The sequence below is a fragment of the Pusillimonas sp. ANT_WB101 genome (assembly GCF_008369125.1).
Lineage (GTDB): Bacteria > Pseudomonadota > Gammaproteobacteria > Burkholderiales > Burkholderiaceae_B > Allopusillimonas.
Genome location: NZ_VOAY01000005.1, coordinates 185,459 through 212,337 on the forward strand (window position 1 = coordinate 185,459; position 26,879 = coordinate 212,337).

21 protein-coding genes are annotated in these 26,879 nt (G+C 56.1%); 14 read left to right on the top strand and 7 right to left on the bottom strand.

The features are described 5' to 3' along the window. Positions 1-14: 14 nt before the first annotated feature. The gene (kdpE, locus tag FQ179_RS19415) at positions 15-707 is read left to right on the top strand and encodes a two-component system response regulator KdpE (protein ID WP_149398967.1); all 693 of its coding nucleotides are present in this window, start codon (positions 15-17) and stop codon (positions 705-707) included. A gap of 179 nt (positions 708-886) precedes the next feature. On the opposite strand, the gene FQ179_RS19420 is transcribed toward kdpE, so the two are convergent. Continuing rightward, complete coding sequence (locus FQ179_RS19420) at positions 887-3,271, bottom strand: heavy metal translocating P-type ATPase (protein WP_149398968.1); 2,385 nt, start codon at positions 3,269-3,271, stop codon at positions 887-889. Between the two features lie 316 nt (positions 3,272-3,587). Continuing rightward, positions 3,588-4,448 carry a DUF4396 domain-containing protein gene (locus FQ179_RS19425; RefSeq protein ID WP_149398969.1) on the bottom strand — a complete coding sequence of 287 codons (861 nt, stop codon included), beginning with the start codon at positions 4,446-4,448 and terminating at the stop codon, positions 3,588-3,590. Between the two features lie 615 nt (positions 4,449-5,063). Here FQ179_RS19425 and FQ179_RS19430 point away from each other — a divergent pair. Next, on the top strand, positions 5,064-5,255 hold the full coding sequence (locus FQ179_RS19430) for a hypothetical protein (protein ID WP_149398970.1): 192 nt from the start codon (positions 5,064-5,066) through the stop codon (positions 5,253-5,255). A 19-nt stretch (positions 5,256-5,274) separates the two neighbouring features. Further along, a complete protein-coding gene (locus tag FQ179_RS19435; RefSeq protein ID WP_223146298.1) occupies positions 5,275-8,190 on the top strand; it encodes a plasma-membrane proton-efflux P-type ATPase in 2,916 nt (971 codons plus the stop codon). A 230-nt stretch (positions 8,191-8,420) separates the two neighbouring features. On the opposite strand, the gene FQ179_RS19440 is transcribed toward FQ179_RS19435, so the two are convergent. Then, positions 8,421-9,830 (bottom strand): Cu(+)/Ag(+) sensor histidine kinase, encoded by a 1,410-nt coding sequence (locus tag FQ179_RS19440; RefSeq protein WP_149398971.1) that lies wholly within the window; start codon positions 9,828-9,830, stop codon positions 8,421-8,423. Positions 9,831-9,835: 5 nt separating this feature from the next. Next, positions 9,836-10,519, bottom strand: a complete 684-nt coding sequence (locus FQ179_RS19445; protein WP_149398972.1) for a heavy metal response regulator transcription factor — start codon at positions 10,517-10,519, stop codon at positions 9,836-9,838. 402 nt (positions 10,520-10,921) lie between these two features. On the opposite strand from FQ179_RS19445, the gene FQ179_RS19450 reads away from it, so the two are divergent. Next, positions 10,922-11,155, top strand: coding sequence for a four-helix bundle copper-binding protein (locus FQ179_RS19450; protein WP_370459918.1), 234 nt, complete (start codon positions 10,922-10,924; stop codon positions 11,153-11,155). A 181-nt stretch (positions 11,156-11,336) separates the two neighbouring features. On the opposite strand, the gene FQ179_RS19455 is transcribed toward FQ179_RS19450, so the two are convergent. Continuing rightward, complete coding sequence (locus FQ179_RS19455; protein ID WP_149398974.1) at positions 11,337-12,755, bottom strand: sugar porter family MFS transporter; 1,419 nt, start codon at positions 12,753-12,755, stop codon at positions 11,337-11,339. A gap of 622 nt (positions 12,756-13,377) precedes the next feature. Between FQ179_RS19455 and FQ179_RS19460 the strand changes: the two genes are divergently transcribed. From FQ179_RS19460 to FQ179_RS19475, 4 genes are all read left to right on the top strand, one after another. Next, positions 13,378-15,243, top strand: a complete 1,866-nt coding sequence (locus tag FQ179_RS19460) for a copper resistance system multicopper oxidase (protein ID WP_149398975.1) — start codon at positions 13,378-13,380, stop codon at positions 15,241-15,243. Continuing rightward, positions 15,240-16,217: a copper resistance protein B gene (locus FQ179_RS19465; protein ID WP_255475074.1), complete on the top strand. Its 978-nt coding sequence runs from the start codon at positions 15,240-15,242 to the stop codon at positions 16,215-16,217. The genes FQ179_RS19460 and FQ179_RS19465 overlap by 4 nt, the downstream gene beginning before the upstream one ends. Before the next feature lie 66 nt (positions 16,218-16,283). Next, a complete protein-coding gene (locus tag FQ179_RS19470) occupies positions 16,284-16,796 on the top strand; it encodes a plastocyanin/azurin family copper-binding protein (RefSeq protein WP_149398976.1) in 513 nt (170 codons plus the stop codon). A gap of 48 nt (positions 16,797-16,844) precedes the next feature. Continuing rightward, positions 16,845-17,330, top strand: a complete 486-nt coding sequence (locus FQ179_RS19475) for a cytochrome c (protein WP_149398977.1) — start codon at positions 16,845-16,847, stop codon at positions 17,328-17,330. A gap of 400 nt (positions 17,331-17,730) precedes the next feature. Here the strand turns inward: FQ179_RS19475 and FQ179_RS19480 are convergent, their stop codons facing one another. Further along, the gene (locus FQ179_RS19480; protein WP_149398978.1) at positions 17,731-18,420 is read right to left on the bottom strand and encodes a VIT family protein; all 690 of its coding nucleotides are present in this window, start codon (positions 18,418-18,420) and stop codon (positions 17,731-17,733) included. Between the two features lie 270 nt (positions 18,421-18,690). Between FQ179_RS19480 and FQ179_RS19485 the strand changes: the two genes are divergently transcribed. Beyond that, positions 18,691-19,281 carry a cytochrome b gene (locus FQ179_RS19485; RefSeq protein ID WP_149398979.1) on the top strand — a complete coding sequence of 197 codons (591 nt, stop codon included), beginning with the start codon at positions 18,691-18,693 and terminating at the stop codon, positions 19,279-19,281. 126 nt (positions 19,282-19,407) lie between these two features. Here FQ179_RS19485 and FQ179_RS22380 read toward each other — a convergent pair whose 3' ends face one another. Beyond that, the gene (locus FQ179_RS22380) at positions 19,408-19,569 is read right to left on the bottom strand and encodes a hypothetical protein (RefSeq protein ID WP_188074668.1); all 162 of its coding nucleotides are present in this window, start codon (positions 19,567-19,569) and stop codon (positions 19,408-19,410) included. 365 nt (positions 19,570-19,934) lie between these two features. On the opposite strand from FQ179_RS22380, the gene FQ179_RS19500 reads away from it, so the two are divergent. The 5 genes from FQ179_RS19500 to FQ179_RS19520 all read left to right on the top strand — a co-directional run bounded on the left by FQ179_RS19500 (position 19,935) and on the right by FQ179_RS19520 (position 26,825). Further along, positions 19,935-21,197 carry a ferric reductase-like transmembrane domain-containing protein gene (locus FQ179_RS19500; protein WP_149398981.1) on the top strand — a complete coding sequence of 421 codons (1,263 nt, stop codon included), beginning with the start codon at positions 19,935-19,937 and terminating at the stop codon, positions 21,195-21,197. Positions 21,198-21,271: 74 nt separating this feature from the next. Further along, the gene (locus FQ179_RS19505) at positions 21,272-21,565 is read left to right on the top strand and encodes an I78 family peptidase inhibitor (protein WP_149398982.1); all 294 of its coding nucleotides are present in this window, start codon (positions 21,272-21,274) and stop codon (positions 21,563-21,565) included. Positions 21,566-21,784: 219 nt separating this feature from the next. After that, a complete protein-coding gene (locus FQ179_RS19510) occupies positions 21,785-23,929 on the top strand; it encodes a hydantoinase/oxoprolinase family protein (RefSeq protein ID WP_149398983.1) in 2,145 nt (714 codons plus the stop codon). 12 nt (positions 23,930-23,941) lie between these two features. Beyond that, positions 23,942-26,263, top strand: a complete 2,322-nt coding sequence (locus FQ179_RS19515; RefSeq protein ID WP_149398984.1) for a hydantoinase B/oxoprolinase family protein — start codon at positions 23,942-23,944, stop codon at positions 26,261-26,263. A 55-nt stretch (positions 26,264-26,318) separates the two neighbouring features. Continuing rightward, complete coding sequence (locus FQ179_RS19520) at positions 26,319-26,825, top strand: acetone carboxylase subunit gamma (protein ID WP_149398985.1); 507 nt, start codon at positions 26,319-26,321, stop codon at positions 26,823-26,825. Positions 26,826-26,879 lie beyond the last annotated feature (54 nt).

Here is a 26,879-nt window from a genome sequence, read left to right on the forward strand (position 1 = left end):
GAAGCTCAAGCAACATGAACGACCCAACCCTAACTGCCCTAATTATCGAGGATGAACCCCTCATTCGCCGATTCGTACGCATGTCGCTCGAGGCCGAAAAGTGGCAGATATTCGAGGTTGACACCTTAAAGAAAGGGCTCATCGAGGCAGGCACGCGTCGGCCAGATCTCATCATTCTCGATTTGGGCTTGCCGGACGGTGACGGGCTCACCTACCTGAATGACTTGCGTGCATGGTCGACGACCCCGGTAATTGTGCTTTCAGCACGAACAAACGAAATCGACAAGATCGCTGCCCTGGACGCCGGGGCAGACGACTATCTGACCAAACCCTTTGGTATGGGCGAATTATTGGCGCGTGTTCGTGTCGTAATGCGGCGCGGTCGCCCAAATTTGACTGAGGGGTATGTATACACGTTCGGTGACGTAAGCGTCGATTTCGCGACACGTCAGGTACGTCGAAATAACGTCCTCGTACATTTGACGCCCATTGAGTACCGGCTTTTGAGCACTCTCATTGCATGCGCTGGAAAGGTGCTCACTTATGATTATTTGTTGCGCGAGGTGTGGGGCCCAACACAATCGGAAAACACGCATTATGTTCGCGTATATATGGGCCACTTAAGACAGAAACTCGAGTTCGACCCCGCTCGGCCAAGGTACTTGATCACCGAATCGTCCGTTGGTTATCGACTGCTCCCTGACTAAACGGGTCGTTTTTCGGGGCTTTAGTTGCTCTCGAGTTTTGCCCTTTTTAGTGCCGCATTTTGTATGCTGGCATAAAAACCATCCGCCTTATACGCTTTGTATTGCGCATCGGTTAGCTTGATATCCGCCGGCACTGTTCATTGATTGCCGTGTTTCTGTTCCAGGGTGATTATGGGCAGTCATTTTGCCTTGCGTAACCGCAACGCATTGACCACCACCGACGCCGAACTCAAACTCATCGCCAGCGCGGCAAACATCGGCGAGAGCAATAACCCCGTTAATGGGTACAGCACACCTGCAGCCAACGGCACACCCAATGAGTTGTACACAAAGGCAAACCCGAGGTTCTGTTTCATGTTCGCGATCGTGGCATCAGACAGGTGGCGCGCAGTCGAGATTCCGCGCAAATCGCCTTTGACCAAGGTGACCTGGGCGCTATTCATGGCCACATCGGTGCCGGTACCCATGGCAATGCCTACATCGGCTTTGGCCAAGGCCGGCGCATCGTTGATGCCGTCCCCGGCCATGGCAACAATGTGCCCTTGCTCTTGAAGTTTGGTGACAAGATCCAGCTTATCGGCTGGCTTTACCTCGCCATGGAATTCATCGATACCCAGGCGTTGCGCCACTGCCTTGGCGGTCGATACGCCATCGCCCGTGGCCATTATGACGCGAATCCCGGCCGCCTTTAGCTCATCCACAGCTTCTTTTGTGCTGGCTTTAATGGGGTCTGAAACCGCAAGTAATCCCATCAGGTGGCCATCTGCCGCAAGGTACATGACACTTGCGCCATCGACGCGAAGGCTTTCTGCCTTTTCATTGAGGCTCGCTACATCTACGCCCTCTTGCTCCATCAATGCCGTATTACCGAGTGCCAGGCGCTTGCCTTGGACTGTGCCGCGAACACCGATCCCCGTACCAGACTCAAATTCTTCTACTGTAGCCAACGCAATATTCTGCTCCCGAGCGGCATTGACGATGGCGTTGGCCAACGGATGTTCACTGCCTTGATCCAGGCTTGCAGCCAAGTGCAATATCTCTTCAGCGCTTCCTCCTTGCACGGGGACTGCCTGTTCAAATCTGGGTCGCCCTTCGGTCAGCGTGCCCGTCTTGTCCACGATCAGAGTATCGACTTTACGGAAGTTTTCAATGGCGGCGGCGTCGCGAAACAAAATGCCCTGCGTTGCCCCACGGCCAGTGGCTACCATGATGGACATTGGCGTGGCCAGACCTAGCGCGCACGGGCAAGCAATGATCAAAACAGACACGGCATTGATCAGGCCATATACCCAGCTTGGCGACGGCCCCCAGAACCCCCACACGAGGAACGTAATCACGGCTACGGTAACCACTGTCATGACAAAATAACCTGCGACGTGGTCAGCCATGCGCTGCATTGGTGCCCGGGAGCGTTGGGCTTGGGCGACGAGCTGTACTATCTGGGACAACACCGAAGCTGAGCCGACTTTCTCGGCAAGTATCACCAAGGCACCTGACGTGTTCATGGTGGCGCCTATCACTTTGTCGCCGACGCGCTTGCTAACTGGTAGCGGTTCACCAGTTAGCATGGATTCGTCTACCGAGCTCGTGCCTTCTTCTACCGCTCCGTCAACGGGCACTTTTTCGCCTGGCCGTACACGCAGGCGATCGCCTTCATGGATGTGAGTAAGGGGTACATCTTCCTCAGAGCCGTCAGCTCCGATACGCCGAGCCGTCTTCGGTGCCAATCCCATTAACGACTTAATAGCGGCGGACGTCTGCGAGCGCGCTTTTAACTCAAGGATCTGCCCGAACAGGGTTAAGGAAATAATAACGACTGCGGCTTCGAAATACACTGCGATGCGCCCCATGGACAAGAACGTATCGGGAAACACTTCCGGGATAACTGTTGCCACGACGCTATAGATAAAAGCCGCTGACGTTCCCAGGCCGATGAGTGTCCACATGTTAGGGCTGCGGTTTACAACCGACTTTACGCCTCGCACAAGAAACGGCCAGCCGGCCCAGAGCACGACGGGCAAGGAAAGCACTAATTCGATCCAGCTTTGGGTAGCCATGCCAAACCAGCCCAATTGGTGCCCGAACATGGCCAACGTCGTGACGATAATGGTTAGAGGCAAAGTCCACCAGAATCGGCGAGTGAAATCGGCGAGCTCAGGGTTGTCGTCATCAAGCGCGGGCATTAGCGGTTCAAGCGTCATCCCGCACTTAGGACAGTTTCCGGGATGATCCTGGCGAATCTCGGGATGCATGGGACAGGTGTAAATCGTGCCCGGTGCAATCGGCTCAGGTGGTTGTTCGCTCGTCTGGTCTTTGGACAGATACTTGGCTGGAACTGCTGCAAATTTAGTTTGACAGCCGGCGCTGCAGAAGTAAAACGTCTGACCATCATGATCAACATGGTGCGGTGATTGGTCGGTGACCGACATACCGCAAACAGGATCTTTTAGCGGTTGCGTTGTTGCATCGGCCGGCTTAGCGTGGGTATTGGTAACTGGCGTCGATCCAGAGCTAGATTGACCCGATTGGCCCTGATGAGCGTGTTCGTGATTAAGTGGTGTCATGACGTCGCTTTCCCATTTATATATTGGGCTACGCTGACTGCAGTCACCATCCTGAAACAGCGAAGAACCCAAGCTAAAAAACGATGGCCGACGTCCTCATAGTGCCACACTTCGATGAATACATATATGGCCGTTCATGGTCAATTGCATTACATTTTTGTCATGATGAGCGGCAACGCGACACCGCCAATACCCGACACATGCGTAACTGGCTGTGGTCGCCACGTTGTGCCAATCCAGGCGTACCTCACCGTGCGCCGTACAGCCTAACGGGTGCAGTGCCGACGTTCGCCGCAGCGAGCCTAATGCCGGTAGCCTACTGCAACGTGGCAAGCCATTCAGCAAGGGCAAGTCCAAACGCGAAAACGGTGAGCGAGAGGATCATCATTCCGAGAAGCACGACCTGCGGTACCGTTCGCGCCGACATGCCGCGTATCGCAGCCTTTGTTGATTCGCCCGCTGCAGAACGTGCCGGGTGCGCGCACGTCGCAGCCAACTTTATCGGTTCCGGCACCTTCGCAGTCAGCGGTGCGGATCGCACAGTCGTCATCCCGTGCTTCAGGTGACGTGCAACCAGCCACCAGTTCATTGGAAGCGCGACGATGAATCCCGCGAGCAACGCCATCGACATGCGGAACCAAAACTCCGGTTGTAGCGGGTCGAGAGACGCATCGAAATAGCGCACAAACAAGGCCGCCACCGGGACCATACCTGCCATCAGAATGTTCATCGAGAGAAATTCCGGGACGAACGTCGTTCTAAGCGAACGTCCGTACGAGCCCGCCATGTCGCGCATGAACAGGGCTTGAAAGACGGTCCAGCCGAACATGAAGCCAAGTGCATACTCAAGCGCAATTTCGGCAAGCCCTTCGATATGGAAGTAGCGCGCAAGCACTGCGCCGACTAGAATTCCCACTCCATCTCCAGCGACACAATGCATCGTGGACCCTAGCGCCTGACGCCAACGAACCGCAACGTACTGCTCGTGCAGTCCCTGGAGCGGCTCGCGGCAACCCAGCACGTAGAGAAACGCACCGATCGGCCCGGTATATGCAGTGAGCAGCACGAAGCCCCATTTCATGACAGCCGAATCGGGCGTCGCGCGAATGTCGACGGTGACAAAGACCAGCGAAAGTGCGACCAAAAAAAACCACAACAGCATCACTCCGTCAAGCATAAAACCCCTCCAAACCACTGTGCGCATGTCCAACAGCGTCCCCGCTAACGTAAACAGTCTGCCGGGCGTGCTCGACAGCTTCGACCTCGCGTTTGCGTATCAGGCGCTTCAGCCTGAGAGCAAGCGCACAAAGATGTTGCGGCGCAATGTCTCGAAAGTAAACATCGGGCCTTGCAGGCTACATCGTCGGCATGCGCGCCGTCTGTGCGCTGAGACACTGAAGCCTTCGCTGGTTTCATGGACTTTGACGATGCCCGTTCCACTCGTTGGCAGATGCGCCACTGCTTTTGTACCGACCCGCCGCCATCCCTGCGGCCCTTAATGAAGCCAGCCGATCACGCTCCTGCGTTTCTTGAGGCTCGATCATCTCCCGCCGCCTGGATACCTGAGCTTTGGTGTTAACGGTCTTGAGGCTGCAGAAGAATGCGTGCACAGGCGCGGGCCATGTCGTAACAGCTATGCATTTCGCGCAGACCGTTTGCGAGCATTTTCGGTCTGTGCGCTGGCAGACAGACATCGAACCGCAGCAGACCTATGTTTGCAGAACGGTCACACTTTTAGCACCGTCCCGCGGCCGACTCTGCGCGCATCGATTCACTTTATACGGAGAAGATCATGAAGCCAAACCCCCAGCCGATGACACTGAAGCGCCCAATGCTCGAAACCACTAAGGCGGATATGGCGAAGGCACCGCGTGTCAAAGAAGACCAGTTCTCTGCCAAAAAACGGGTACGACAAGGAGAGTGCACAGGTCGATGCCTACTGGTCAGCGCATCTACCGAAATGAGTTCACATCCGAATGTCTAAGCGACCATAGGCCTGCAAGATGAGCACATCAACCGCCGCCGGACTACCCACGTCGTCACCGGCCGACACCGACGATGACCTGAAGACGCTGCCGATCGCCGAAGTCCAGAAAAAGCTAGGCTCGTCACCCGACGGGTTGAGCGATGCCGAGGCGAAAAAACGTCTGACCCAGTATGGACCAAACGAGATCGAGGAGGAGAAGAGCAATGTACTGCTGAAGCTCTTGTCTTATTTTTGGGGCCCTATCCCCTGGATGATCGAAATCGCAGTCGTGCTGTCCGGCGTGGTACGCCACTGGCCCGATTTTTTTATTATCCTGCTGTTGCTGGTCGCCAATGCCACAGTCGGTTTCTGGGAAGAACGCCAGGCTGGCAACGCTATCGATGCTCTGAAGGCCAAACTGGCGATCAAGGCGCGGGTGAAACGCGACGGCAAATGGATTACCCCACCTGCGCGCGAGCTGGTGCCCGGCGATGTCATTCGCCTGCGCTTGGGCGATATCGTGCCAGCGGATGCGCGGCTTCTGGATGGCGACGAGGTATCGGTCGATCAGTCCGCCCTAACCGGTGAGTCGTTGCCGAAATCTTGCAAACCTGGTGACGCCGTGTTCTCGGGGTCAATCATCCGTCGTGGCGAGATTAGCGCGCTTGTCTATGCGACGGGCGGGAAGACCTACTTCGGCAAGACCGCCGAGCTGGTGCAGGCCGCCGCCACCGTCAGCCATTTTCAGAAGGCGGTTCTGAAAATCGGAAACTATTTGATCATGCTGGCCGTGATCATGGTGCTGGTTATTATCGCTATGGGTATCTATCACGGTGAGGCGATTCTTACTGTATTGCAATTTGCCCTGGTTCTGACGGTAGCGGCGATCCCCGTGGCCATGCCGACGGTGCTGTCGGTCACGATGGCCGTCGGAGCGCGTCTGCTCGCGAAAAAACAGGCAATCGTCAGCAAGCTGGTCGCCATCGAAGAGCTGGCCGGTGTCGACGTGCTGTGCGCCGACAAGACCGGCACGCTGACACAGAACAAGCTCACTCTTGGCGAGCCGTTTTGCCTTGACAAGATCACCGCCGAGCAGCTCATTCTGGCCGGTGCCCTCGCCTCGCGGGCGGAGAACAATGACACAATTGATCTCGCCGTGCTGGGCGGCCTAAAGGACCAGGCTGCGCTCAAGCCCTTTGAGGTCACGCACTTCCAGCCCTTCGATCCGGTGCACAAGCGCACAGAGGCCACCGTCAAGGCGGCAGACGGCAGCACGTTCAAGGTGAGCAAAGGCGCGCCTCAGGTGATACTCGCACTGGCGGCGAATGCGGCGACGGTTAAGGCCGCCGTGGACAAGGCCGTCGACGACTTCGCCGCGCGCGGTTTTCGTGCCCTGGGCGTCGCTCGGGCTGACGGCGACGGCGCATGGCAGCTGCTGGGCGTGCTGGCGCTGTTCGATCCGCCGCGCGAGGACGCCAAGGCCACCGTGGCGACCGCGGCCCAGATGGGTGTCAGGATCAAGATGGTCACCGGCGATGCGCTGGCGATCGCCAAGGAGACCGCCAAGACGCTCGGTATGGGCACGAATATTCTCGATGGTGCCACCCTTGGCGACTCCAAGTCCATAGAGACTGAAGCGGTCGCCAAGTCGGTCGAGGATGCCGATGGGTTCGCCCAGGTTTTCCCTGAGCACAAGTTTCACATCGTCGACATATTGCAGAAGCATGGCCACATCGTCGGCATGACCGGCGACGGGGTCAATGACGCCCCCGCCCTGAAAAAGGCCGATTGCGGCTTTGCTGTTTCTGGTGCGACCGATGCGGCGCAAGCTGCGGCCTCCATCGTGCTGGTGGCTCCCGGGCTGTCGGTGGTCATCGATGCGCTCAAGGAGAGCCGCAAGATTTTCCAGCGCATGAATAGCTACGCCATCTACCGCATCGCCGAGACGTTGCGCGTTCTTCTTTTCATGACACTGTCGATCGTCGTGTTCAAGTTCTATCCGCTCACGGCGATAATGATCGTGATGCTTGCGCTGCTCAACGACGGCGCCATTCTGTCCATTGCCTACGACAACGTTCAGTACAGCAACCGCCCCGAAGTCTGGAACATGCGTGTGGTGATGGGGGTTGCCACGGTTTTAGGGCTGGTCGGTCCGATCGCCGCATTTGGCCTGTTTTTTCTGGGCAACAGCATGTTTCACATGGGCCATCCGCAGCTTCAGACCATGATGTACCTGATGCTGTCGGTAGCGGGGCATCTGACGATCTTCCAGACCCGTACGCGCGGCCCGTGGTGGTCCACCCGCCCGGCGTGGATCCTGCTGGCGGCGGTATGTGGGACGCAAGTCATCGCGACGCTTATCGCGGTCTACGGCGTCTCGTTGGTGACGCCGCTGGGTTGGAAGTATGCGGGAATCGTCTGGGGCTACGCTTTCGCCTGGTTCCTGGTGACTGATCCCGTTAAACTGCTTGCCTACAAGGTCTTGGATGGTGCCAGGACCGACTCCAAGTCGAAGCCTGAAGCGCAGGCCGAGCTCAAACCGGAAGACGCCAAGCCGCAGCCTGAGGCGAAGACCGAACTCAAATCGGATGACGCCGCGCCACAGCGCGAAACAAAAGCCGAATCCAAACCGGACAATGCCAAGCCACAGCCCGAAGCAATGGCAGAACCCAAACCGGACAATGCCAAGCCGCAACCCGAAGCAATGGCAGAACCAAAACCGGACGATATCAAGATACAGCCCGAAGCAATGGCAGAACCCAAACCGGACGATGCCAAGCCGCAATCCGAAGCGAAACCTGAAGCTGGCTCCAGGTCGCCCACCGATTTAACGCCCGCATTGATTGAGCGTGTACATAAGCTCTATGAGGAACTGGGGCGCGAAGACGTTCACGCCGTCGAGGAACTGGAAAAAAAAGCGCAGGAAGGCCAGAAAGAGGCACCCAGAAAGTAGCAGGGGCGAATAGCACACGCGGACAATGCATCTTCGCCACTCGCAGTCAGCGCAATGTCTGTGCTACCCAAGTGCTGTCCCGACCGTGGATACCACCGAACTTACGGATAGCCTTCTACGGTGCCTAAGCCATCTATTACACCTGCGCCAAGGGGTCAACCTGTTTCCAACAGAGGCTGCACAAGCGATACAAGCCCGAATGCGAGCGTATTGATATGACTGCTATTTCATTAATTAGCGGGATTTGGAAGCACGATCTCAAAAACCAGATGTTTATTTTCATATTTTGCGGTAATGGTGCCGCCATGTGCGTCAATAATCGATTTAACAATGGCTAAACCCAAGCCAGCACCCTCACCCTTGCGTTGTCGAGACGGGTCGGCACGATAAAACCGATCAAATAGTTTAGGCAAATGCTCAGCATCGAGCATAGACCCTGGGTTTTCCACGCGGATCACAACGCTGTTGTCGCCACTGACCGCAAGAACGACCGTAACCGCCTGCCCTGTAGGGGTATAACGTATGGCGTTGGATAAAAGATTGCTGAGCGCGCGGCGTATCATCAACCTATCACCCTGAACACATAATGTGGGGCCACTGCATCTTAGTGAGACGGAACGTTCTTCGGCCCAAGCTTCAAAGTATTCAAAGAGTGTCTCCACTTCAGCCGCCAGGTTCACACTAACCAATTCTGGTTTGAGCTGGTTATTGTCGGCCTGCGCCAAAAACAGCATATCGCCGACCATTTTGGCCATGCGCTCGTATTCTTCCAGACTTGAGTAGAGGATCTCGCGATACTGCTCAAGGTTACGCGGCTGTGAAAGCGCCACTTCGGTCTGCGTTTTCAGATTCGTTATCGGGGTGCGCAGCTCATGAGCGATGTCAGCCGAAAAATTGGATAACCGCAGAAACACATCCTCAATGCGATCGAGCATTTCGTTGAACGACACGGCCAGTTCGGTCAATTCCACCGGAACGGTGCCAGGAGCAAGTCGAATATGTAATTGATCAGATTTTATTCCACGAATCTCCCGACTAATACGGCGCAGCGGCGCGTGGCCTTGATGCACGGCAAGCCAAGTTGCCAGAATCGCAATCAGACAAGCCGCCAAGGTAATGATCTTTAAGTAGCTGCGAAAGCTTTCAAGGTAGTGCAAATGAAAATTGATGCCAGTGGCAACCGCAATGGTTAACGGCTTATCGGCCTGCGGGTCACTTTGTGGCAGCTGCACCACTGCCGCTCTGTATGTCTGCCCCTTATCCCGCCAAATCCTCACCGAATCGACGTCAATGGCATCTACGGCGGGCGTGCCTCGCGCAAAAACATCAAGGTTTGCATTGGGGGTCGCATAAATCACATGCCCATCACTGCCCGATACGCGAAACTGCGCATTGTGATGGCCTGAAATCGCACCGGCCAATCGGCGCTTGAGCGCCTCAGGTGCTTGACCAATGGGTTGTTCGGCGAGCGACTGCGCCAGCGACTGCACAACGGCGTTAAGCTCGTCGACATCTTGCTGAACAAAGTGCGTATTAATCGACCGCGCAACCATCCATCCAAACGTAAGGAGTACAACAGTAATGACCGCGCCGATGGAGACGGTCAGGCGCAAGGCCAGTGATGCGGGGCGACGAGGCATGCTGTTCAGCTCGCGTTGCCCACATCAAGCATATAACCCATACCGCGCACCGTATGGATAAGCTTGGGTTCAAAGGCGTCGTCGATTTTGGCGCGCAACCGTCGAATCGCCACGTCAATGACGTTTGTATCGCTATCAAAATTCATGTCCCACACCTGGGAGGCAATCAGAGAACGAGGCAACACCTCGCCTTGACGGCGCACCAAGAGCTCCAGAAGCGCAAACTCCTTATTTGTCAGATTAATACGAACCTGCTGTCGTGTGGCCCGGCGACGCGGTATGTCTAGGACCAGATCGGCCACACGTAACTGATCACTGAAGACCGGCACCGTTCCTCTTCGTAGTAAGGTCCGCACCCGCGCGAGCAACTCGGCGAAAGCGAAGGGCTTGGTCAAATAGTCGTCAGCACCCAACTCCAGCCCTTTAACCCTGTCTTCTACGCTATCGCGCGCGGTCAAATACAGTACCGGTGTGGCCGATTTCGCGTCGCGTAAAGCTTCAACAATCCGCCAGCCATCAACATCCGGCAACATAACATCCAGGATGATCAAATCGTAGCGTTCTGTAAGCGCGAGATGGTGCCCGTCCAGTCCCGTATGGGCGAGATCGACGACAAAGCCTGACTCCATCAGCCCCTGGCGCACGTACTCGCCTGTTTTTATCTCATCTTCAACGACGAGCAGTTTCATCCGTTCGCTCCTGCGAATTCGTTTGGCCATGCCTGAAATGAGAGACGTTGCCAGCCCTGCACGATCAGCATGATCCCCACTCTACCTTGATGATGCTGTCATAAACATGACGTGCTCATTACAAAATTGTAATGCAGCATTTTTGGATGTGTTTCCTTTGGAAAGGTACCTGAAAATGGGCTTTCAATAGCCATGGATTACATGATGGGCGGCATGGGATTTGCTGTATTGAGAAGCTGATCTATTTTTTAGATCACCGTTTTTTTCTTAGCGTGTTCCTTCCTTTTGGAGAAAATTATGCCTCATGAAAAACATCAATCATGTATTGACGCGTGCTATACGTGCGCTACGGCGTGCGATCACTGTGCTGACTCATGCCTGAATGAGCAAGACGTAAAAAGTATGGCTGGTTGCATAAAGCTCGATATGGATTGCGCGCAAATGTGTCGCCTAGCCGCCAGTTTCATGGCACGTGGCAGTGAGTTTGCCCAGGCGGTATGCCAAGTATGTGCGGACATCTGCGACGCGTGCGCCGACGAATGTTCCAAACATCAAATGGAACATTGCAAGCACTGTGCCGAAACATGCAGAAAGTGTGCACAAGCATGCAGGCAAATGGCTCAAAGCGCGAAGTAGTTTTTACGGACCGCCCCTTCCAGATCAAACCGCTCAGCGGCTCCTCTGCCGATTTCAGTAACGCGCAACCGCTGGCGGCCGCTTCCTCACAAAGTCTTTTCAAGTCGATAACAGGTCTTTTGGGCCGTGCTTGATCGACCAGGGCTGATCGAGATGCTTTATGTGATCCTCCCTATCGTTTTCATAGATGGCGCGGCGATTTTCCAGAGCGCCAGTGTGCTTCGATCTGCTCCAGACTCTTTCCTTTGGTCTCAGGTACAAACCTATAAACAAATAGCCAGGCACCGATCGCGACGAAGCCGTAAAGCCAGAAAGTGCTGGCTTGCCCTAACACTGAAACCAGCGTCAGAAAACTCACCGCAACCAGCAGGTTTGCGATCCAGTTGGTCACCGTGACGGCACTCATCGCGACGCCTCGGTTTTGGAGGGGGTATATCTCCGAAATCAGGAGCCAGAAGATGGGCCCCAGACCGAACGCGAAGCACGACACATACACCAGCAGGCCACCGATCGCCACTTCGCTTTTGACACTCGCTAACTGCGGAAACTGGAATGCTGCACCCAGAACACCCAAGCCGGCGATCTGGCCGGCCAGCCCGGTCAACAACAACGGCCGCCGGCCGACCCAGTCGATCAGGAAGATCGCCAGCACGTGGAAGCACCACATGACTGCAGCCAGTCCCGCCCCCGCCAGGATGGCTGGTCCAGTGCCGCTGATACCTGCGAACTTGAAGATGGTCGGCGCGTAGTAGATGACGGTGTTGATGCCAGTAATTTGCTGAAAAATGGCCAAGCCCAGGCCCACGATCATGGGCATCCGCAGCGACGGCTGAAACAATCCGGCTAAACCGCCATGGCCCTGCTGCGCCATGCTCTGTTGAATCTCTCTGATTTCCTGGTCGACGTCTGACGTGGTCCGCGCCCGCTGCAGGACCGTGCGCGCCTGGCTGATCTTTGACCTACTGATCAGCCAGCGCGGGCTGTCGGGTAGCCACCACATGCCGATGATCAATCCGAGGGACGGCAGTGCCGCCAGGCCAAACATGTAGCGCCATCCGTGGCTTGCCGAGAAGGCGTAGTCGACCAGATAGGCGACCAGTATGCCCGTGGTGATGGCCAGCATGTTGACAGCCACCAGCGCACCACGGACCTTCGTCGGCACCAGCTCGGCGATGTACATAGGAGAGATGAACGAGGCAATGCCAATGCCGACGCCGCTCGCGATCCTGGCACCGACCAGCCAGCCGACAGTCGGTGCCATCGCCGTGACGATCGCGCTTAGGGTGAAGACAGCGCCAGCGAGAATAATCATCCAACGTCGCCCGTAGCGCCCCGTCAGCGCGCCTCCGGCGGCTGCCCCGACCACCGCGCCTACCAGAACGGCACTGACGACAAACTCCTCCATCGTCGGCGAAAGCGAGAACTCGTGCTTGACGAACAAAATGGCACCTGAAATGACGCCTGTGTCATAGCCAAAGAGCAAGCCCCCCAGCGCGGCAATTCCTACGGCAATGTAGACAAACCGATTTATCGCTGGTGTCTGACCCGTGGCTTGCGCGTTAGGGTCGGCAGCCACCACTGAGGGCGCCTTAGTTGACATGTTAGTTTCTTCATTGAGAAGACGATATTAAGTGCATTGTTGATTGTCTCCGCGACTGCGTCTGTGCGCTAGAGCACGAATGCGGCAGGGCAACCGCCTGCAGCGGGGTCTGCTTCCACGCTCCCGAGAATAGTCACGCAGAGCTCTGGCGGTACAGCTCATTACCGAGAGGATCAACCCACTCTCCTGCCTGGGCTGACCAACATGGGAATACTGCGTTTTTGCACGCATCAGCGTGAAAAAACGCCTATCAAGATGCGTAAACAGAATTTTCTCCCATTGCAATATCCCATCCATTGGCCTTTGGCGTTACGGTCATGGCTCGCCGTCCTATCGATGGCGAAACCGACAAGCGTGTCGGTAATCTTGCGCCGTTCCGTTTGAACTTCAGGGTGTACTTCTGGCGCGGTTGCGGCCACTACATATTTTGCTCCATGGTCCCAATTCAACTGGATATAAAAATTACATCATTAAGGACAGCCACACATTACAGAAACGTAATGGTGGCGTCATCGGATCGACAGGAGCACTTCGTTAAAGTGCTAGCTATTAGTTTAATTGAAGCTTAGATCGTCGAAGAATGATTGACGTCTGCCCTCTTTTGACCTTGGGATACACCCGCGTGAAACCTCAGCTACCGTCTTCTCTCGCCTCGCATTTATTGCCCCGTCGTCGATTCGTTCAAGGTCTTGCGGCCGGCGGCGTATTGCTGGGCGTGTCGCACTTTGCCCGGGCCGCCGGGATATCGTCCACGAACACCAGCACAGGCGCAGCCTCCGTGCTTTCAGGAACCGAATTCAATCTTGAAATCGGTGAGTCACCCGTTAACTTTACCGGTAACCCACGAATGGCGACGACGGTTAACGGCTCGCTTCCGGCACCCACGTTGCGTTGGCGCGAAGGCGATACCGTAACCATCCGTGTGAAGAATCGTCTGAAGGAAGCGACATCCATCCATTGGCACGGCATCATCCTGCCTTTCCAAATGGATGGCGTGCCAGGCATCAGTTTTACTGGAATCGCACCTGGCGAAACGTTTACCTACCGCTTTAAGGTCGAACAAAGCGGCACGTACTGGTATCACTCGCATTCAGGCATGCAGGAGGCGACCGGCGTTTACGGTGCCATTATCATTGAGCCGGCGCAAACCGACCCTATACGCGCTGACCGCGAGCACGTCATTCAGCTCTCAGACTGGACCGACGAAGACCCCATGCGGGTGCTCGCCAAGCTGAAGATGCAGGGCGACTACTACAACTATAACCAGCCAACAGTGGTCGATTTTTTCCAGGATGCGTCCCAAGAAGGGTTAAAAACCGCCATCGACAAGCGCAAAATGTGGAACGAAATGCGCATGAGCCCGACCGATCTGGCAGATTTGTCCGCCAATGTGCTCACCTATTTAATGAACGGGACAACGCCGGCCGGCAACTGGACGGGGTTGTTCCGCCCCGGCGAACGAGTGCGTCTGCGGTTCATCAATGGTGCAGCGAACACCTTTTACGACGTACGTATTCCCGGGCTGAAATTAACCGTTGTTCAGGCCGATGGCGTGAACGTAGAGCCGATAACGGTGGACGAATTTCGCTTCGGGCCAGGTGAAACTTACGATGTTCTGGTTGAGCCCAAGGACGATACCTATACCGTTTTCGCCCAGGCGATGGATCGCACCGGGTATGCGCGTGGCACGTTGGCAACGCGTGCCGGCCTTTCAGCTGCGGTTCCCCAGGTTGATCAGCCTGAGTGGCTCGCCATGGCTGACATGATGGGCGCAATGGGTGGCGGCATGGCAGGGATGAATCACGGTGGCTCGGCGCAAGCGGCGATGCCTGGCATGGATCACAGCGGCATGGCTGGCATGAGCGCTGGCGGTATGGCGGGTATGGACCACGGGTCGATGGCAGGAATGAATCACGCAGGCATGGCTGGCATGGACCATAGCGCCATGAGTAAAGACAAGGCCAGTAGCACAGTACGCCATGCCAGAACCGAATATGGCCCCAGTATCGACATGCGTGTCGATATGCCGCGCACCAACCTGGATGATCCGGGTATTGGGCTGCGCAACAACGGCCGACGCGTACTCACCCTGGCGGATCTGCACACGGTGGGCGGTGCCATGGACCCACGCGGGGCCGAGCGCGAGATCGAGCTGCACCTTACCGGCAATATGGAGCGCTACAGCTGGTCGTTCGACGGCGTTGAGTTTGGCAAGTCCACCCCCGTGCATTTTCGCTATGGCGAGCGGGTCAGGGTTATTTTGCATAACGACACGATGATGACGCACCCCATGCACTTGCATGGCATGTGGAGCGAGCTGGAGGCGCCCGATGGCAGCTTTCAGGCTCGGCGCCACACGATTCCGGTGCAACCCGCGCAACGCATCAGCTTTCTCGTGACCGCCGACGCACTGGGTCGCTGGGCCTGGCATTGCCACCTGATGCTGCATATGGATATGGGCATGTTTCGCGAAGTGGTGGTGGCATGAGTTCAACAAACCAGAGAAAGGCAGTGCAGTCCATGAACAAGCGCACAAAGAAACACATTCTTGCACTGGCTATGGCAACACTGGGTATTACCCCATCAATGGCCTTCGCCCAGGCACATGACGCACATACTGGCCATACCTCTACACCAGCCGCCGTGGCCCCTGCTCACGATATGGGGGCAGTGGATAAGGGCAGCGGCGAGATGGACCACGGAGCCATGCAAATGCAAGGCGGTTCGGCACCACCAGATGCGCGTGACCCAGACGCCTATTCGGGTGGGTATACGCTCGATTCAGGCAAGTACTCTTTGGGCCCGGCACAGCGCCTACGTATGTCCGACGAGCACAATTTCGGCTCCGTATGGTTCGATCGGCTTGAGTACGTTAAGTCCGGCAGCAATGAGGGGCTTGCCTATGAGGGTCAAGCTTGGTACGGCGGAACTTACAACCGCGCCGTGTTGAAAGCTGAAGGCGAAGTGGCGAACAGCAAACTTCAAGACTCCCAAACCGAGCTGCTTTGGGGACACGCGATTTCTACGTTCTGGGATACCCAGTTAGGGATTCGTTTCGATCACGGACAGGGAGCGCCAAATAGAAAGTGGCTGGCATTGGGCGTGCAGGGCCTGGCACCCTATTGGTTTGACATTGATGCCACAGCTTATGTGGGGCCCAGCGGCAGAACCGCGTTGAGCTTGAGTGCGGAATACGACTTACTGATTACACAGAAACTCGTGTTGCAGCCTCGCGTAGAAGTGAACTTCTACGGCAAACGCGATGAGGCTCGCCAAATCGGTAGCGGCCTGTCGGATGGCACGGCCAGCTTGCGTCTGAAATACGAAGTAACTCGACAATTTGTTCCTTATATTGGCGTGGAGTGGGCCGGCAAATTTGGTCAAACAGCCAACTTCGCGCGAGATGCTGGCGAACGTGCTCACGAAACACGTTTCGTAGCCGGGTTGAGTTTTCGATTCTAACTTTTCACCTGAAGAACACCATGGCAGGCGTCCTTCTTTCTATCATTTGTTTAAAAGAGCCTTTTGATGAAGAAAGCAATCTCCGTATTGATATTGACTGCACTACCGGCATTTGCGCTGGCCGCCGGCAGTCACAGTGGTAGCCATGCGATGAAAGATGGCACGATGATGCGAGACAACGATATGAGCAGTATGCACAAAGACAGCACCGACGTTGGGCAAGCTGGCAATGGCGCCAAAGTGACGCGTACGATTGAGCTTGTTATGGATGACACCATGCGTTTCACTCCAAGCCAATTTAGCGTCAAGCCAGGAGAGACGGTTCGATTCTTCATGAAAAATAACGGCAAAGTTCCTCATGAAATGGTGATCGGGTCGGTCGCTGAGATCAAAGAGCATGCGGCTATGATGCAAAAAGCGCCAGGAATGCAGCACGCTGAACCCAACATGATCACGGTCAACCCTGGGCAGAAAGGCGGGATAGTATGGCAATTTCCACAGGCTGGAACTGTTGATTTTGCTTGCCTTCTGCCAGGGCACATGGAGGCCGGAATGATCGGCAAAGTGAAAGTGGGTTAATCACCGGTGGCACACTTCCCGATGTTAGGTAAAACAAGGATAGATTGAATGACAACTACGGTGAAAAAGAAGGCAGCTATTGCCGGGATCGTCGGAGTATTGGCGTTTGGGGTTGCCGCGTACCTGTATGCATCTGCCACCGATACAGCTGGCGCATACATTGATCCAGCGGATCAAACACTTGTGGCTGTTGGAAAAAAAGTCTATGCCAACAATTGTGCAGCGTGTCACGGTGCCAAGCTTGAGGGCCAACCAGACTGGCGGATTCGTCTGTCAAATGGCCGCTTGCCTGCGCCACCGCATGATGAGACCGGACATACTTGGCATCACCCCGATGCCGTTCTGATCGATATCATTAAAAATGGCTTGGTCCCCGGCATCACGGCGCCACCGGGGTATGTGACTGATATGCCAGCCTATGGCAAGTTGCTCTCAGATCACGATATCGTGGCGGTGCTCGCTTACATCAAAAGCTCTTGGCCCGAGCAAGCGTTAGCCGCACAGAAAAAAATCACTCTGCAACCGCCCCAATAAAAGTCACTCGAATAGTACGGTCTTAATTGAGGCCGGATCTCGCGGCCTTATGGCGCCCCGTCATGCCGCTACATACAAGGACTGGCCTTCGTTCCCATTGTCATAGCTCAAGGATGGGCAAGCCATACGCCGCGAATACAGCGCGGAACATTTAAATCTGCAACTCAACACTTACGATGTCCTCATTGGAGCGTTTTGCGGATGAGTCGCTGCATCCGGCTTCCAGTCAGCGCACGGAATGCAGTCGTACGGCACTATGGCCAGACCCATGCTCTTAGACGAACACACGACGGGAACGACCACAACCCATAATCGCTGAAAACTAAGCGGATCAGCTATCATTTTGTTGACTATAGATACTGCTTAACGGGAGCATTCAGCACCCGCTCTGAGCCCCTCATCAGACAGCCACTCCGATGAGTGCGCCAACTGTTGCGGTCAAGCCCATTGCCAACGCACCCCAGAAGGTCACACGTAATACGGAAGGAAACACCGGTGCACCGCCAGCGCGCGCAGCGAGAAGGCCCAGGAGCGCAAGAAACACGAGCGAGCTCCCCGCAAGACCCCACATAAGTGCCGCACTCGGAAGCATCAGGACGATCAATAGCGGAAAAGCAGCGCCGGCAGCGAACGTAGCAGCGGAGGCGAAGGCAGCTTGAACTGGTCTCGCTGCCAAAGTATCGGATATGCCAAGCTCGTCTCTGGCGTGTGCACTGAGCGCATCATGGTTCATAAGTTGGGTGGCAACACTTGTTGCCAACGACTCATCCAGACCACGCTTGACATAGATCGACTTCAGTTCTGCGTGCTCCTGATGAGGATTGGCAGCCAATTCTTTACTTTCGCGAGCCAAATCTGCACGCTCAGTATCAGCTTGCGTGCTTACCGAAACATACTCGCCAGCCGCCATTGACATGGCGCCTGATACGAGGCCCGCAACGCCCGCAACGACTATGGTGCTTGTACTTGCACCAGCCGCCGCCACACCTAACAAAAGGCTCGCTGTGGAAACAATTCCATCGTTTGCGCCAAGAACGGCTGCGCGAAGCCAGCCTGTTCGATGCGTTCTATGGTGTTCGCTGTGTCTCATATATTCCAACAGAATTTACTGACAACGTTCATGAGGTTTCCCTAATGATCATCTGGGATCAACATAGGCGCAAAGTGGCTGACACTTCAGCACGGCTGTGACGCTACCCCAATCGCTGAGATCGACTCAAAGCGGCGTGCCTTTGGACGTTGGCGGTTGCTAAGAACGAATTTGGCGATATTTATGATGATATTGCTCGATTAGTTCCAAACTGGAAACTGGGCAGCTTTTGAAGCTTCCTCACTTTGCGATAAGGCAATTGGAGTCATTATGAACGATCTACACTATTCATTGTGGGGTCGCCGACTCCATTGGCTTGTATTCATTCTTGTCGCTGCGGCCCTGACAATGATTTACGCACATGGCTGGTCACCTAAGGGCTCAACCATTCGCGCAGTATTCAAATGGTCCCATATGCAGTTCGGTATCGTCATTCTGCTGGTGATGTTGCCACGGATAGTTGTGCGTTGGCGTAGCGGCCGTCCATCGATTGTGCCGCCACCTCCGCGGTGGCAAGAGCAACTCGCCCACGCAGTGCAATTTGTGTTGTACGTTTTGCTGTTTATCGTGCCGCTGCTTGGCATTGCCAATCGTCTGTGGTCGCCCGATGCCTGGAATTTTCTCGGCATTACGCTGCCGCATGTTGCCGTGACAGACAAAGGTTTTTCAGAACAGCTTGAAGAAATTCATGGAACGCTCGGGAACGTATTAATGTATCTGGCGGGCGCCCACGCTGTCATTGCGTTGGTGCATCACTTCTTACTGCACGACAGTACGCTGAGGAATATGCTGCCCTTCTGGCGCAGTGCGGATGCCTCTCGTACCAATACAAAAACACGCATTGATACGCAAGGCGAATAAAACGTGACAGTGCAGGTAAATCCTCAAGCCTAATCTGGGCGGTGGAACCTCGGATGCAGCGGCACACTAACCGGCTCCACACATACGGTGAGCAATGGTTGTCGTTTTGAGGTAATTCGTACAGGTTTATTTGAGCGGTATCTGACGATATGGGTGGCCTTGGGCATTGTTGTCGGGGTGAGCCTGGGAATAGTGATACCCGATTTTCTCCAAACGGTGGCGTCGCTTGAAGTGGCGCACCTCAATCTGGTCGTTGGTAGTGGATGTGCTGGTGGAAGTGCCAGTCATGCTCTCGCTGGTCGCGATCATCAACGGCTGGTGCCTATCATCGACAGATGATGCACGAGTTCGAAGGACAAGGAATCGGACGCGTAGTCACGCCGTTGATGCGTTTACAAGACGCCGCGTACACTAAGATCATTCTGGTGACCTTACCTGACGTTACCCCGGTATTGCAGGCCCCAAAAGTCCAGCAGTCTTGTAACCTTGATATCAGTGATTACGTGCAAATTGAGCCTGATCAAATCAGATGATGCCGGAAGTGTGACACACTTGTTTTGAAGTCGCCCGTACACAGTACGAAACTGCGCTTACTTGTACTCTCGCCACCGCGACATGGCGGCGATGGATCCGAGCCGAGCCTAGGGAACCACATGCCTGGACTGTTGGTCATCACCTTCTTTTGCCTCGTTGCGGCTGCACTTTCTTTCAGCTCGGTCTCAGCGTACGGCCTCGGCAACGCGTTCGGCGTCGCCACCGGATCGGTTGCCGTCGTCGCCATGAGTCAATGCCTAATCCTGGCCGCCCGGCCACGTTTGCTAGAGCCGTTGTTCGGTGGGCTCGACCATATGTATCGCGCGCACAAGTGGCTAGGGATCACGGCCCTCGGCTTAATGTTGGTGCACAACCAGTTTGATCCTGATTTCGAACACTGGGTGCAGGAGAGCGGAATTGGCGATTTCGCCAAAGACCTCGGCGAGGTCGCGCTCTACGGCTTGATTACACTGATTCTGTTAAGTTGGATCAAGCGCTTACCGGTGATCGGCTGGGAAATCCCCTACCAGCTCTGGTGGTTTACCCACCGTCTCACTGGAGCCTTCTTTGCACTCGTTGCCGTACACCAGTTGCTGGTTGATACGCCGTATAGCTGGAACGACCCGCTGGCTATCTATCTGAACGTGTTCTGCGCCCTCGGGTTTGGTAGCTATCTGTTCGTTGAACTGCTGGCCCGGCGGCTTCGAAGACGTGCCTACCGGGTCGAATCACTGGAGCGGCATGCGGGGGTGGCAGAGCTAGCACTGGCTCCGCTAGGGCGACCCATGCGTTGGCACCCGGGTCAGTTCGCCTTTCTGAACGTGCCAGGGTTTGGTTTGGGCGAGGCACATCCCTTCACCATCACCGAGCCGCTGCAACCGACCGGTCGCATTCGCTTTGCTATCAAGCCACTGGGCGACTGGACGCGGCGTCTCCCCGACAGACTCTCACTCGGTGCCACCGTCGAAGTGGAGGGTCCATACGGTCGCTTTGATTTCCGCAAAGGTGGGCTGAAGCAGATCTGGATCGCCGGCGGCGTCGGAATCACCCCTTTCCTGGCCTGGGCTCAAAGCCTTGCTGTCGATGAGCAACGCTCGATCTATCTGCTCTATACCGTCCGTCGCGAGTCGGATGCTATCGGTCTTGATGTCCTGCGTGAAGTAGCAAAGATGGTACCAGCGTTTTCCTTTGACCTCGTCACCAGCGGCCACGAGGGCCGGCTGACGGCGGACGGCCTCGTCGCGCGCGCACCATTCAGCCCGAAAGACGTAGACTTGTTTTTCTGTGGACCGTCAGATCTGCGTCGAGCCATCTTGCGCGGGCTCGAGACCCGCGAGCTGGCGCCGAAGCGCGCGCATTTCGAGTATTTCGAATTCCGCTAACTCGGCATGCACCCGCAGCGCTACACTTTAAATCTGCCGCAACCGTGCGGCAGACGCTAAACAAGGAAGACTCCATGCTTTTGCGCACTATATTTGCTTCCTGCCTGTTAACGGGGCTTGCTGCCTGTGTCAGCAGTGCCCCACCGCCGGCATCCACTACACCGGGCGTCTGCAGCCTGCCGCCCGACAGTCCGATACAGGGGCATCATATTTCTTCGGAACTGCAACAAAAGGCGCAGCAATTGAGCGGTGCCAACGTTGTGCGTGTCATCCGGCCCGGACAAACCATAACCCCCGAACCCAACGCTGCACGCTTGAATCTGCAGCTCGACGCTCACGATGTCGTCGTCAGGGCATATTGTGGATAAATAGCCGCGTTCGGATTCCACTCAGCGTATGGAATCCGGTCGTACAGCACTGCGACTTGGCCCGGGCAGCCAGCCCAGTTGTCTGCCTTGTTCTCAAAAAAACATAACTAATTCAAAGCACTGAAAAAACTGATCTGGCGGCGACCAAAACTGGCATTTAATTTGCGTAATTCTCTTGGGCAGGCATAGACAACGCCTGAAGACAAGAGGAGACATTCCATGCAAATTCAAGCACCGGTACAGGTGATGGGCATCGACGCGGGCGGGACGATGACCGACACCTTTTTTGTGCGAGAGGACGGCCGCTTCGTCGTGGGCAAGGCCCAGAGCAATCCGGCGGACGAATCGCTCGCCATCTATAACTCGTCTGTCGACGCTTTGTCACACTGGCAACGCGATGTCGACGATGTGTATCCCGAACTACTTACCTGCGTGTACTCTGGCACCGCCATGCTCAACCGTGTCGTCCAGCGCAAGGGCCTGGACGTGGGGCTCATCGTCAATAAAGGGTTCGAGCACGCCCATTCTATGGGTCGCGCCATCCAAAGCTATCTTGGCTACGCCCTGGAAGAACGCCTGCACTTGAACACCCACCGCTACGACGAACCGCTGGTCCCCTTGCACCGTACGCGCGGCGTAACCGAACGCACAGACGTTCAGGGCGAGATCGTAATCCCCCTGCGCGAAGAGGAGGTGCTTCAGGCCGTGCGTGAGCTGGTGACAGCAGGAAGCAAAGCCATCGTCATTGTCTTGCTGCAATCGCATAAAAACGGCACCAATGAGCGACGTGCACGGGATCTGGCCCAGGCAGAACTAAAGCGCCTTGGCCAGGATATCCCCGTCTTCGCCTCGGTCGATTACTACCCCCAACGTAAAGAAAGCCACAGAATGAACACCACCATTCTGGAGGCCTACGCCGCAGAACCATCTCGCCAGACACTCAAGCAAGTCAGTGATCGGCTGCGCAAGCACGGCGCCAAATTCGATTTGCGCGTCATGGCCACGCATGGGGGCACCATCAGCTGGAAGGCTAAAGAACTGGCGCGCACTATTGTTTCGGGCCCCATCGGCGGCGTGATCGGTTCACGCTTGCTGGGGCAATCGCTGGGGTATGAAAATATTGCGTGCTCGGATATCGGCGGCACATCCTTCGACATGGCGTTGATTACCAAAGGCAATTTCACCATTGCGGCTGATCCGGATATGGCCAGACTAGTCCTCTCGTTACCGCTGGTCGCCATGGATTCCGTGGGCGCAGGCGCGGGTAGCTTTGTGCGGCTTGACCCCTACAGTGGGTCAATCAAGGCGGGCCCCGACAGCGCGGGCTATCGGGTAGGAACGTGTTGGGCCAACAGCGGCCTGGACACTGTCTCGGTGTCTGACTGTCACGTGGTTCTGGGTTACCTGAACCCCGACAACTTCCTAGGCGGCACCATCAAGTTGGACGCCAAGCGCGCGCACGATCATATCCGCAAGCAGATTGCGGAGCCCCTGGGCTTGCCGGTGGAGGAAGCGGCGGCGGGCGTTATTGAGCTGCTCGACTTGCACCTGCGCGAATACCTGCGTTCCAACGTTAGTGCCAAAGGCTATAACCCCACGGATTTTGTCTGCTTCAGTTACGGCGGCGCCGGGCCGGTGCACACCTATGGGTATACAGAAGGCCTGAACTTTCGCGACGTCATTGTTCCTGCCTGGGCCGCCGGGTTTTCTGCCTTCGGCTGCGCCTGCGCTGACTTTGAATACCGCTATGACAAGAGTGTGGACCTGGCCATACCGCAACACGCGTCGGCCGACGAAAAGGCTTGCGCTGCGCGCACATTGCAAGACGCGTGGTCTGAACTGGCCGGCAAAGTGGTGGAGGAATTTCAGATTAATGGCTTCAAGGCAGAAGATGTCATTCTGCGGCCCGGTTACCGCATGCAGTACATGGGGCAGCTGAATGACCTGGAGATAGATTCCCCCGTTACCCGTGCCGACACTGCCCAAGACTGGGACCGCATCACCGCCGCCTACGAAACCACTTACGGACGGGTGTATGCCAGTTCGGCCCGCTCACCCGAACTAGGCTTCTCGGTAACGGGCGCCCTCATGCGCGGCATGGTGGTTACGCAAAAACCCGTCTTGCCCGAAGACCCGGATGGCGGGCCCACGCCGCCCGAAACGGCAAGGCTGGGTGTGCGCCGGCTTTATCGCCACAAAACCTGGCATGACGCCGTGGTCTGGAAAATGGAGGCACTCAAGGCGGGCAACGTCATCGCCGGCCCGGCCATCATCGAGTCAGACGCCACCACCTTTGTGGTGCCCAGGGGGTTTGTTACCACGCTCGACAAGCACCGCTTGTTCCATCTGAAAGAAGACAAATAGGGAGACACGAACATGGATATGTATTCAACGACAGGCTTCGCCGACCTGCTGGGAACAGGCGAAACCCTCAAGCAATTTCGTGACGGCGTGCTTGATCGCACAGCACGCACAGGCCATTACAACGGCCTGACGCAGCTGGCGTTGCGCGAACAGGACCCAATACGCTATGAAAAGATATTTTCCAAACTGCGTGGCGGCCTGGTGCATGCGCGCGAGACGGCCAAGCGCATTGCGGCAAGCCCCATTGTTGAGCAAGAGGGAGAACTGTGCTTTACCCTCTATAACGCCGCAGGCGATTGCGTGCTGACGTCCACCGGCATCATTATTCATGTAGGCACCATGGGCGCGGCGATCAAGTACATGATCGAAAACGACTGGGAGCGCAATCCTGGCATCCACCCGGGCGATATGTTTACCAACAATGACTGCGCCATAGGCAACGTGCACCCCTGCGATATCGCCACCATCGTGCCCATATTCGCCAAAGACAGGCTTGTGGGGTGGGTGGGCGGGGTAACGCATGTGATTGATACCGGGTCGGTGACGCCGGGCTCAATGTCTACAGGCCAGACGCAGCGCTTTGGCGATGGTTACATGATTACCTGCCGCAAGACGGGAGTAAACGACACGCCCTTGCGCGACTGGCTGCACGAAAGCCAGCGTTCGGTGCGCACGCCCAAGTACTGGATACTGGACGAAAAGACCCGTATTGCAGGATGCCACATGGTGCGCAGCCTGGTCGAAGAGGTCATAGACGAAGAAGGCGTAGACGATTATCTCAAGTTCGCATTTGAGGTGATAGAAGAGGGACGCCGTGGCTTGCAGTCGCGCATCCGCGCGATGACGCTGCCCGGCAAATACCGCAAGGTGGCGTTTGTGGATGTGCCCTACCGCCATGGCGACGTGCAGACCTCCAACGCCTTTGCCAAGCTCGACTCCATCATGCACTCGCCGGTTGAAATGCACGTGCGCAAAGATGGATCGTGGCGTCTGGATTTTGAAGGGGCCAGCCGTTGGGGCTGGCATAGCTACAACGCCAATCAGGTCGCCTTTACCAGCGGTATCTGGGTCATGATGACGCAGACGCTGGTGCCCACACAACGCATTAATGACGGCGCGTATTACGGTACCGAATTCCATCTGCCCAAAGGCACCTGGATGAACCCCGACGACCGGCGCACCGGCCATGCCTATGCTTGGCACTTTCTCGTGTCAGGCTGGAGTGCGCTGTGGCGCGCGCTGGGGCAGGCCTATTTCAGCCGTGGTTATCTTGAAGAGGTTAATGCGGGCAACGCCAACACCAGCAACTGGTTGCAGGGTGGCGGCATCAACCAAGAAGGCGAAATACACGCCGTCAACAGCTTCGAGGCCAGCTCATGCGGAACCGGCGCGGGTGCCATACGCGATGGCCTGAACCACGCCGCCGCCATCTGGAACCCCGAAGGCGACATGGGCGATATGGAAATCTGGGAAATGGCCGAGCCGCTGATCTATCTGGGCCGCAATGCCAAGACAAACTCGGCCGGTTATGGAAAGTATCGAGGCGGTTGTGGGTTTGAGTCACTGCGCATGGTCTGGAAAGCGCAAGACTGGACCATGTTCTTCATGGGCAATGGCTACATGAACTCAGACTGGGGCTTTATGGGCGGCTATCCGGCCGCCACCGGATACCGCTTTGAGGCCCACAAAACCGGCTTGAAGCAGCGCATCGCCAAGGGGGAGAGCCTGCCATTGGGCGCTGACCGCAATCCCGACCAGCCCGACTACGAGCACCATCTGGAACCCGGCGCCATCGTCAAGCGCGACCACCAGTGCATGACGACAGAAGACTGCTACGAGAACTACGACCTTTACCTGAATTATCTTCGTGGCGGGCCAGGCTTTGGGGATCCGCTGGAGCGCGCAGCCGATGCCATTGCACGAGACCTTAACGGCGGTCTGTTGTTGCCGGAATATGCACTTAAGGTCTATGGCGCAGTCGTCAGCCAAGACCCCGCCACAGGGGTTTGGCAGGTGGACGACAAAGCAACCCAGGCCGAGCGCATGGAAATCCGCAAGCGCCGGCTTGCACGCGCCGTTCCGGTAAAGGAATGGATGGCAGCGGAGCGCGAACGCATTCTCGCCAAACAGGCCTCAGTGCAGGTCAAGCATATGTACGCCACCAGCTTCGGGCTGTCGCCCAAGTTTGAACACGCATTCCGAGAATTCTGGAGCCTGCCGAAGAGTTGGACGCTTACTGAGGAAGAGCTTGACGTTCCGACCTACGGCGCAAAATGCCGCATGGACTTATCACGTATGCCCGACGTCAAGACCGTGGTGCTGGTCGACGAGTAGTCATAGCGCACCTGCGCTCACAGAGGCAAACAAAAAACCAGCAAGGAGACAGACAATGACACAGTACACGCAAGAGCAAATCGGCAAGCTCGTGGATGGAAAGCTGGACTGGGACACCACCATGCGTATGCTCGCCATGCCCAAGGATGCAGAACGGTTCCAGCAGTATCTGGCGGCACTGCAGCAGAAGGTAGATTGGGACGACCTGATTGTCCTTCCACTGGGGCCACAGCTCTATATCGCACAGTGCGCCAAAACAAAAAAATGGCAGGTCAAATGCGGTTGCGGCCATGTATTGTGCGATTGGAAAGAAAACTGGAAACTGCACGCACACATCTACGTGCGTGAGAATGAGCAGGCCATGAAAGAGGTGTATCCGGCGCTGATGGCACCAGACACGCAATGGCAGGTGTACCGCGAATACTACTGCCCCCAATGCGCCGCCATGCTCGACGTTGAAGCACCCACGCCATGGTATCCGGTCATACATGATTTCGAGCCAGATGTTGATACGTTTTACAAGGAGTGGTTGCGTATTCCCTTGCCCGAGCGGGTCGATTGAGCACAGGTGTATTTGGTTACGTTTTTCTGTGGCTTCAGTATGGAAATTAATCTG

What these genes read in the sequence shown, in the direction of transcription:
- FQ179_RS19520 (WP_149398985.1), top strand. Translation starts at nt 26,319, where the DNA reads ATGACACAGTACACGCAAGAGCAAATCGGCAAGCTCGTGGATGGAAAG.
- FQ179_RS19485 (WP_149398979.1), top strand. Translation starts at nt 18,691, where the DNA reads ATGAACGATCTACACTATTCATTGTGGGGTCGCCGACTCCATTGGCTT.
- FQ179_RS19425 (WP_149398969.1), bottom strand. Translation starts at nt 4,448, where the DNA reads ATGCTTGACGGAGTGATGCTGTTGTGGTTTTTTTTGGTCGCACTTTCG.
- FQ179_RS19455 (WP_149398974.1), bottom strand. Translation starts at nt 12,755, where the DNA reads ATGTCAACTAAGGCGCCCTCAGTGGTGGCTGCCGACCCTAACGCGCAA.
- FQ179_RS19470 (WP_149398976.1), top strand. Translation starts at nt 16,284, where the DNA reads ATGAAGAAAGCAATCTCCGTATTGATATTGACTGCACTACCGGCATTT.
- FQ179_RS19445 (WP_149398972.1), bottom strand. Translation starts at nt 10,519, where the DNA reads ATGAAACTGCTCGTCGTTGAAGATGAGATAAAAACAGGCGAGTACGTG.
- FQ179_RS19510 (WP_149398983.1), top strand. Translation starts at nt 21,785, where the DNA reads ATGCAAATTCAAGCACCGGTACAGGTGATGGGCATCGACGCGGGCGGG.
- FQ179_RS19505 (WP_149398982.1), top strand. Translation starts at nt 21,272, where the DNA reads ATGCTTTTGCGCACTATATTTGCTTCCTGCCTGTTAACGGGGCTTGCT.
- FQ179_RS19420 (WP_149398968.1), bottom strand. Translation starts at nt 3,271, where the DNA reads ATGACACCACTTAATCACGAACACGCTCATCAGGGCCAATCGGGTCAA.
- FQ179_RS19465 (WP_255475074.1), top strand. Translation starts at nt 15,240, where the DNA reads ATGAGTTCAACAAACCAGAGAAAGGCAGTGCAGTCCATGAACAAGCGC.
- FQ179_RS19450 (WP_370459918.1), top strand. Translation starts at nt 10,922, where the DNA reads ATGGCTGGTTGCATAAAGCTCGATATGGATTGCGCGCAAATGTGTCGC.
- FQ179_RS19480 (WP_149398978.1), bottom strand. Translation starts at nt 18,420, where the DNA reads ATGAGACACAGCGAACACCATAGAACGCATCGAACAGGCTGGCTTCGC.
- FQ179_RS19435 (WP_223146298.1), top strand. Translation starts at nt 5,275, where the DNA reads ATGAGCACATCAACCGCCGCCGGACTACCCACGTCGTCACCGGCCGAC.
- FQ179_RS22380 (WP_188074668.1), bottom strand. Translation starts at nt 19,569, where the DNA reads ATGACTGGCACTTCCACCAGCACATCCACTACCAACGACCAGATTGAG.
- FQ179_RS19430 (WP_149398970.1), top strand. Translation starts at nt 5,064, where the DNA reads ATGAAGCCAAACCCCCAGCCGATGACACTGAAGCGCCCAATGCTCGAA.
- FQ179_RS19500 (WP_149398981.1), top strand. Translation starts at nt 19,935, where the DNA reads ATGCCTGGACTGTTGGTCATCACCTTCTTTTGCCTCGTTGCGGCTGCA.
- FQ179_RS19440 (WP_149398971.1), bottom strand. Translation starts at nt 9,830, where the DNA reads ATGCCTCGTCGCCCCGCATCACTGGCCTTGCGCCTGACCGTCTCCATC.
- FQ179_RS19475 (WP_149398977.1), top strand. Translation starts at nt 16,845, where the DNA reads ATGACAACTACGGTGAAAAAGAAGGCAGCTATTGCCGGGATCGTCGGA.
- FQ179_RS19515 (WP_149398984.1), top strand. Translation starts at nt 23,942, where the DNA reads ATGGATATGTATTCAACGACAGGCTTCGCCGACCTGCTGGGAACAGGC.
- kdpE (WP_149398967.1), top strand. Translation starts at nt 15, where the DNA reads ATGAACGACCCAACCCTAACTGCCCTAATTATCGAGGATGAACCCCTC.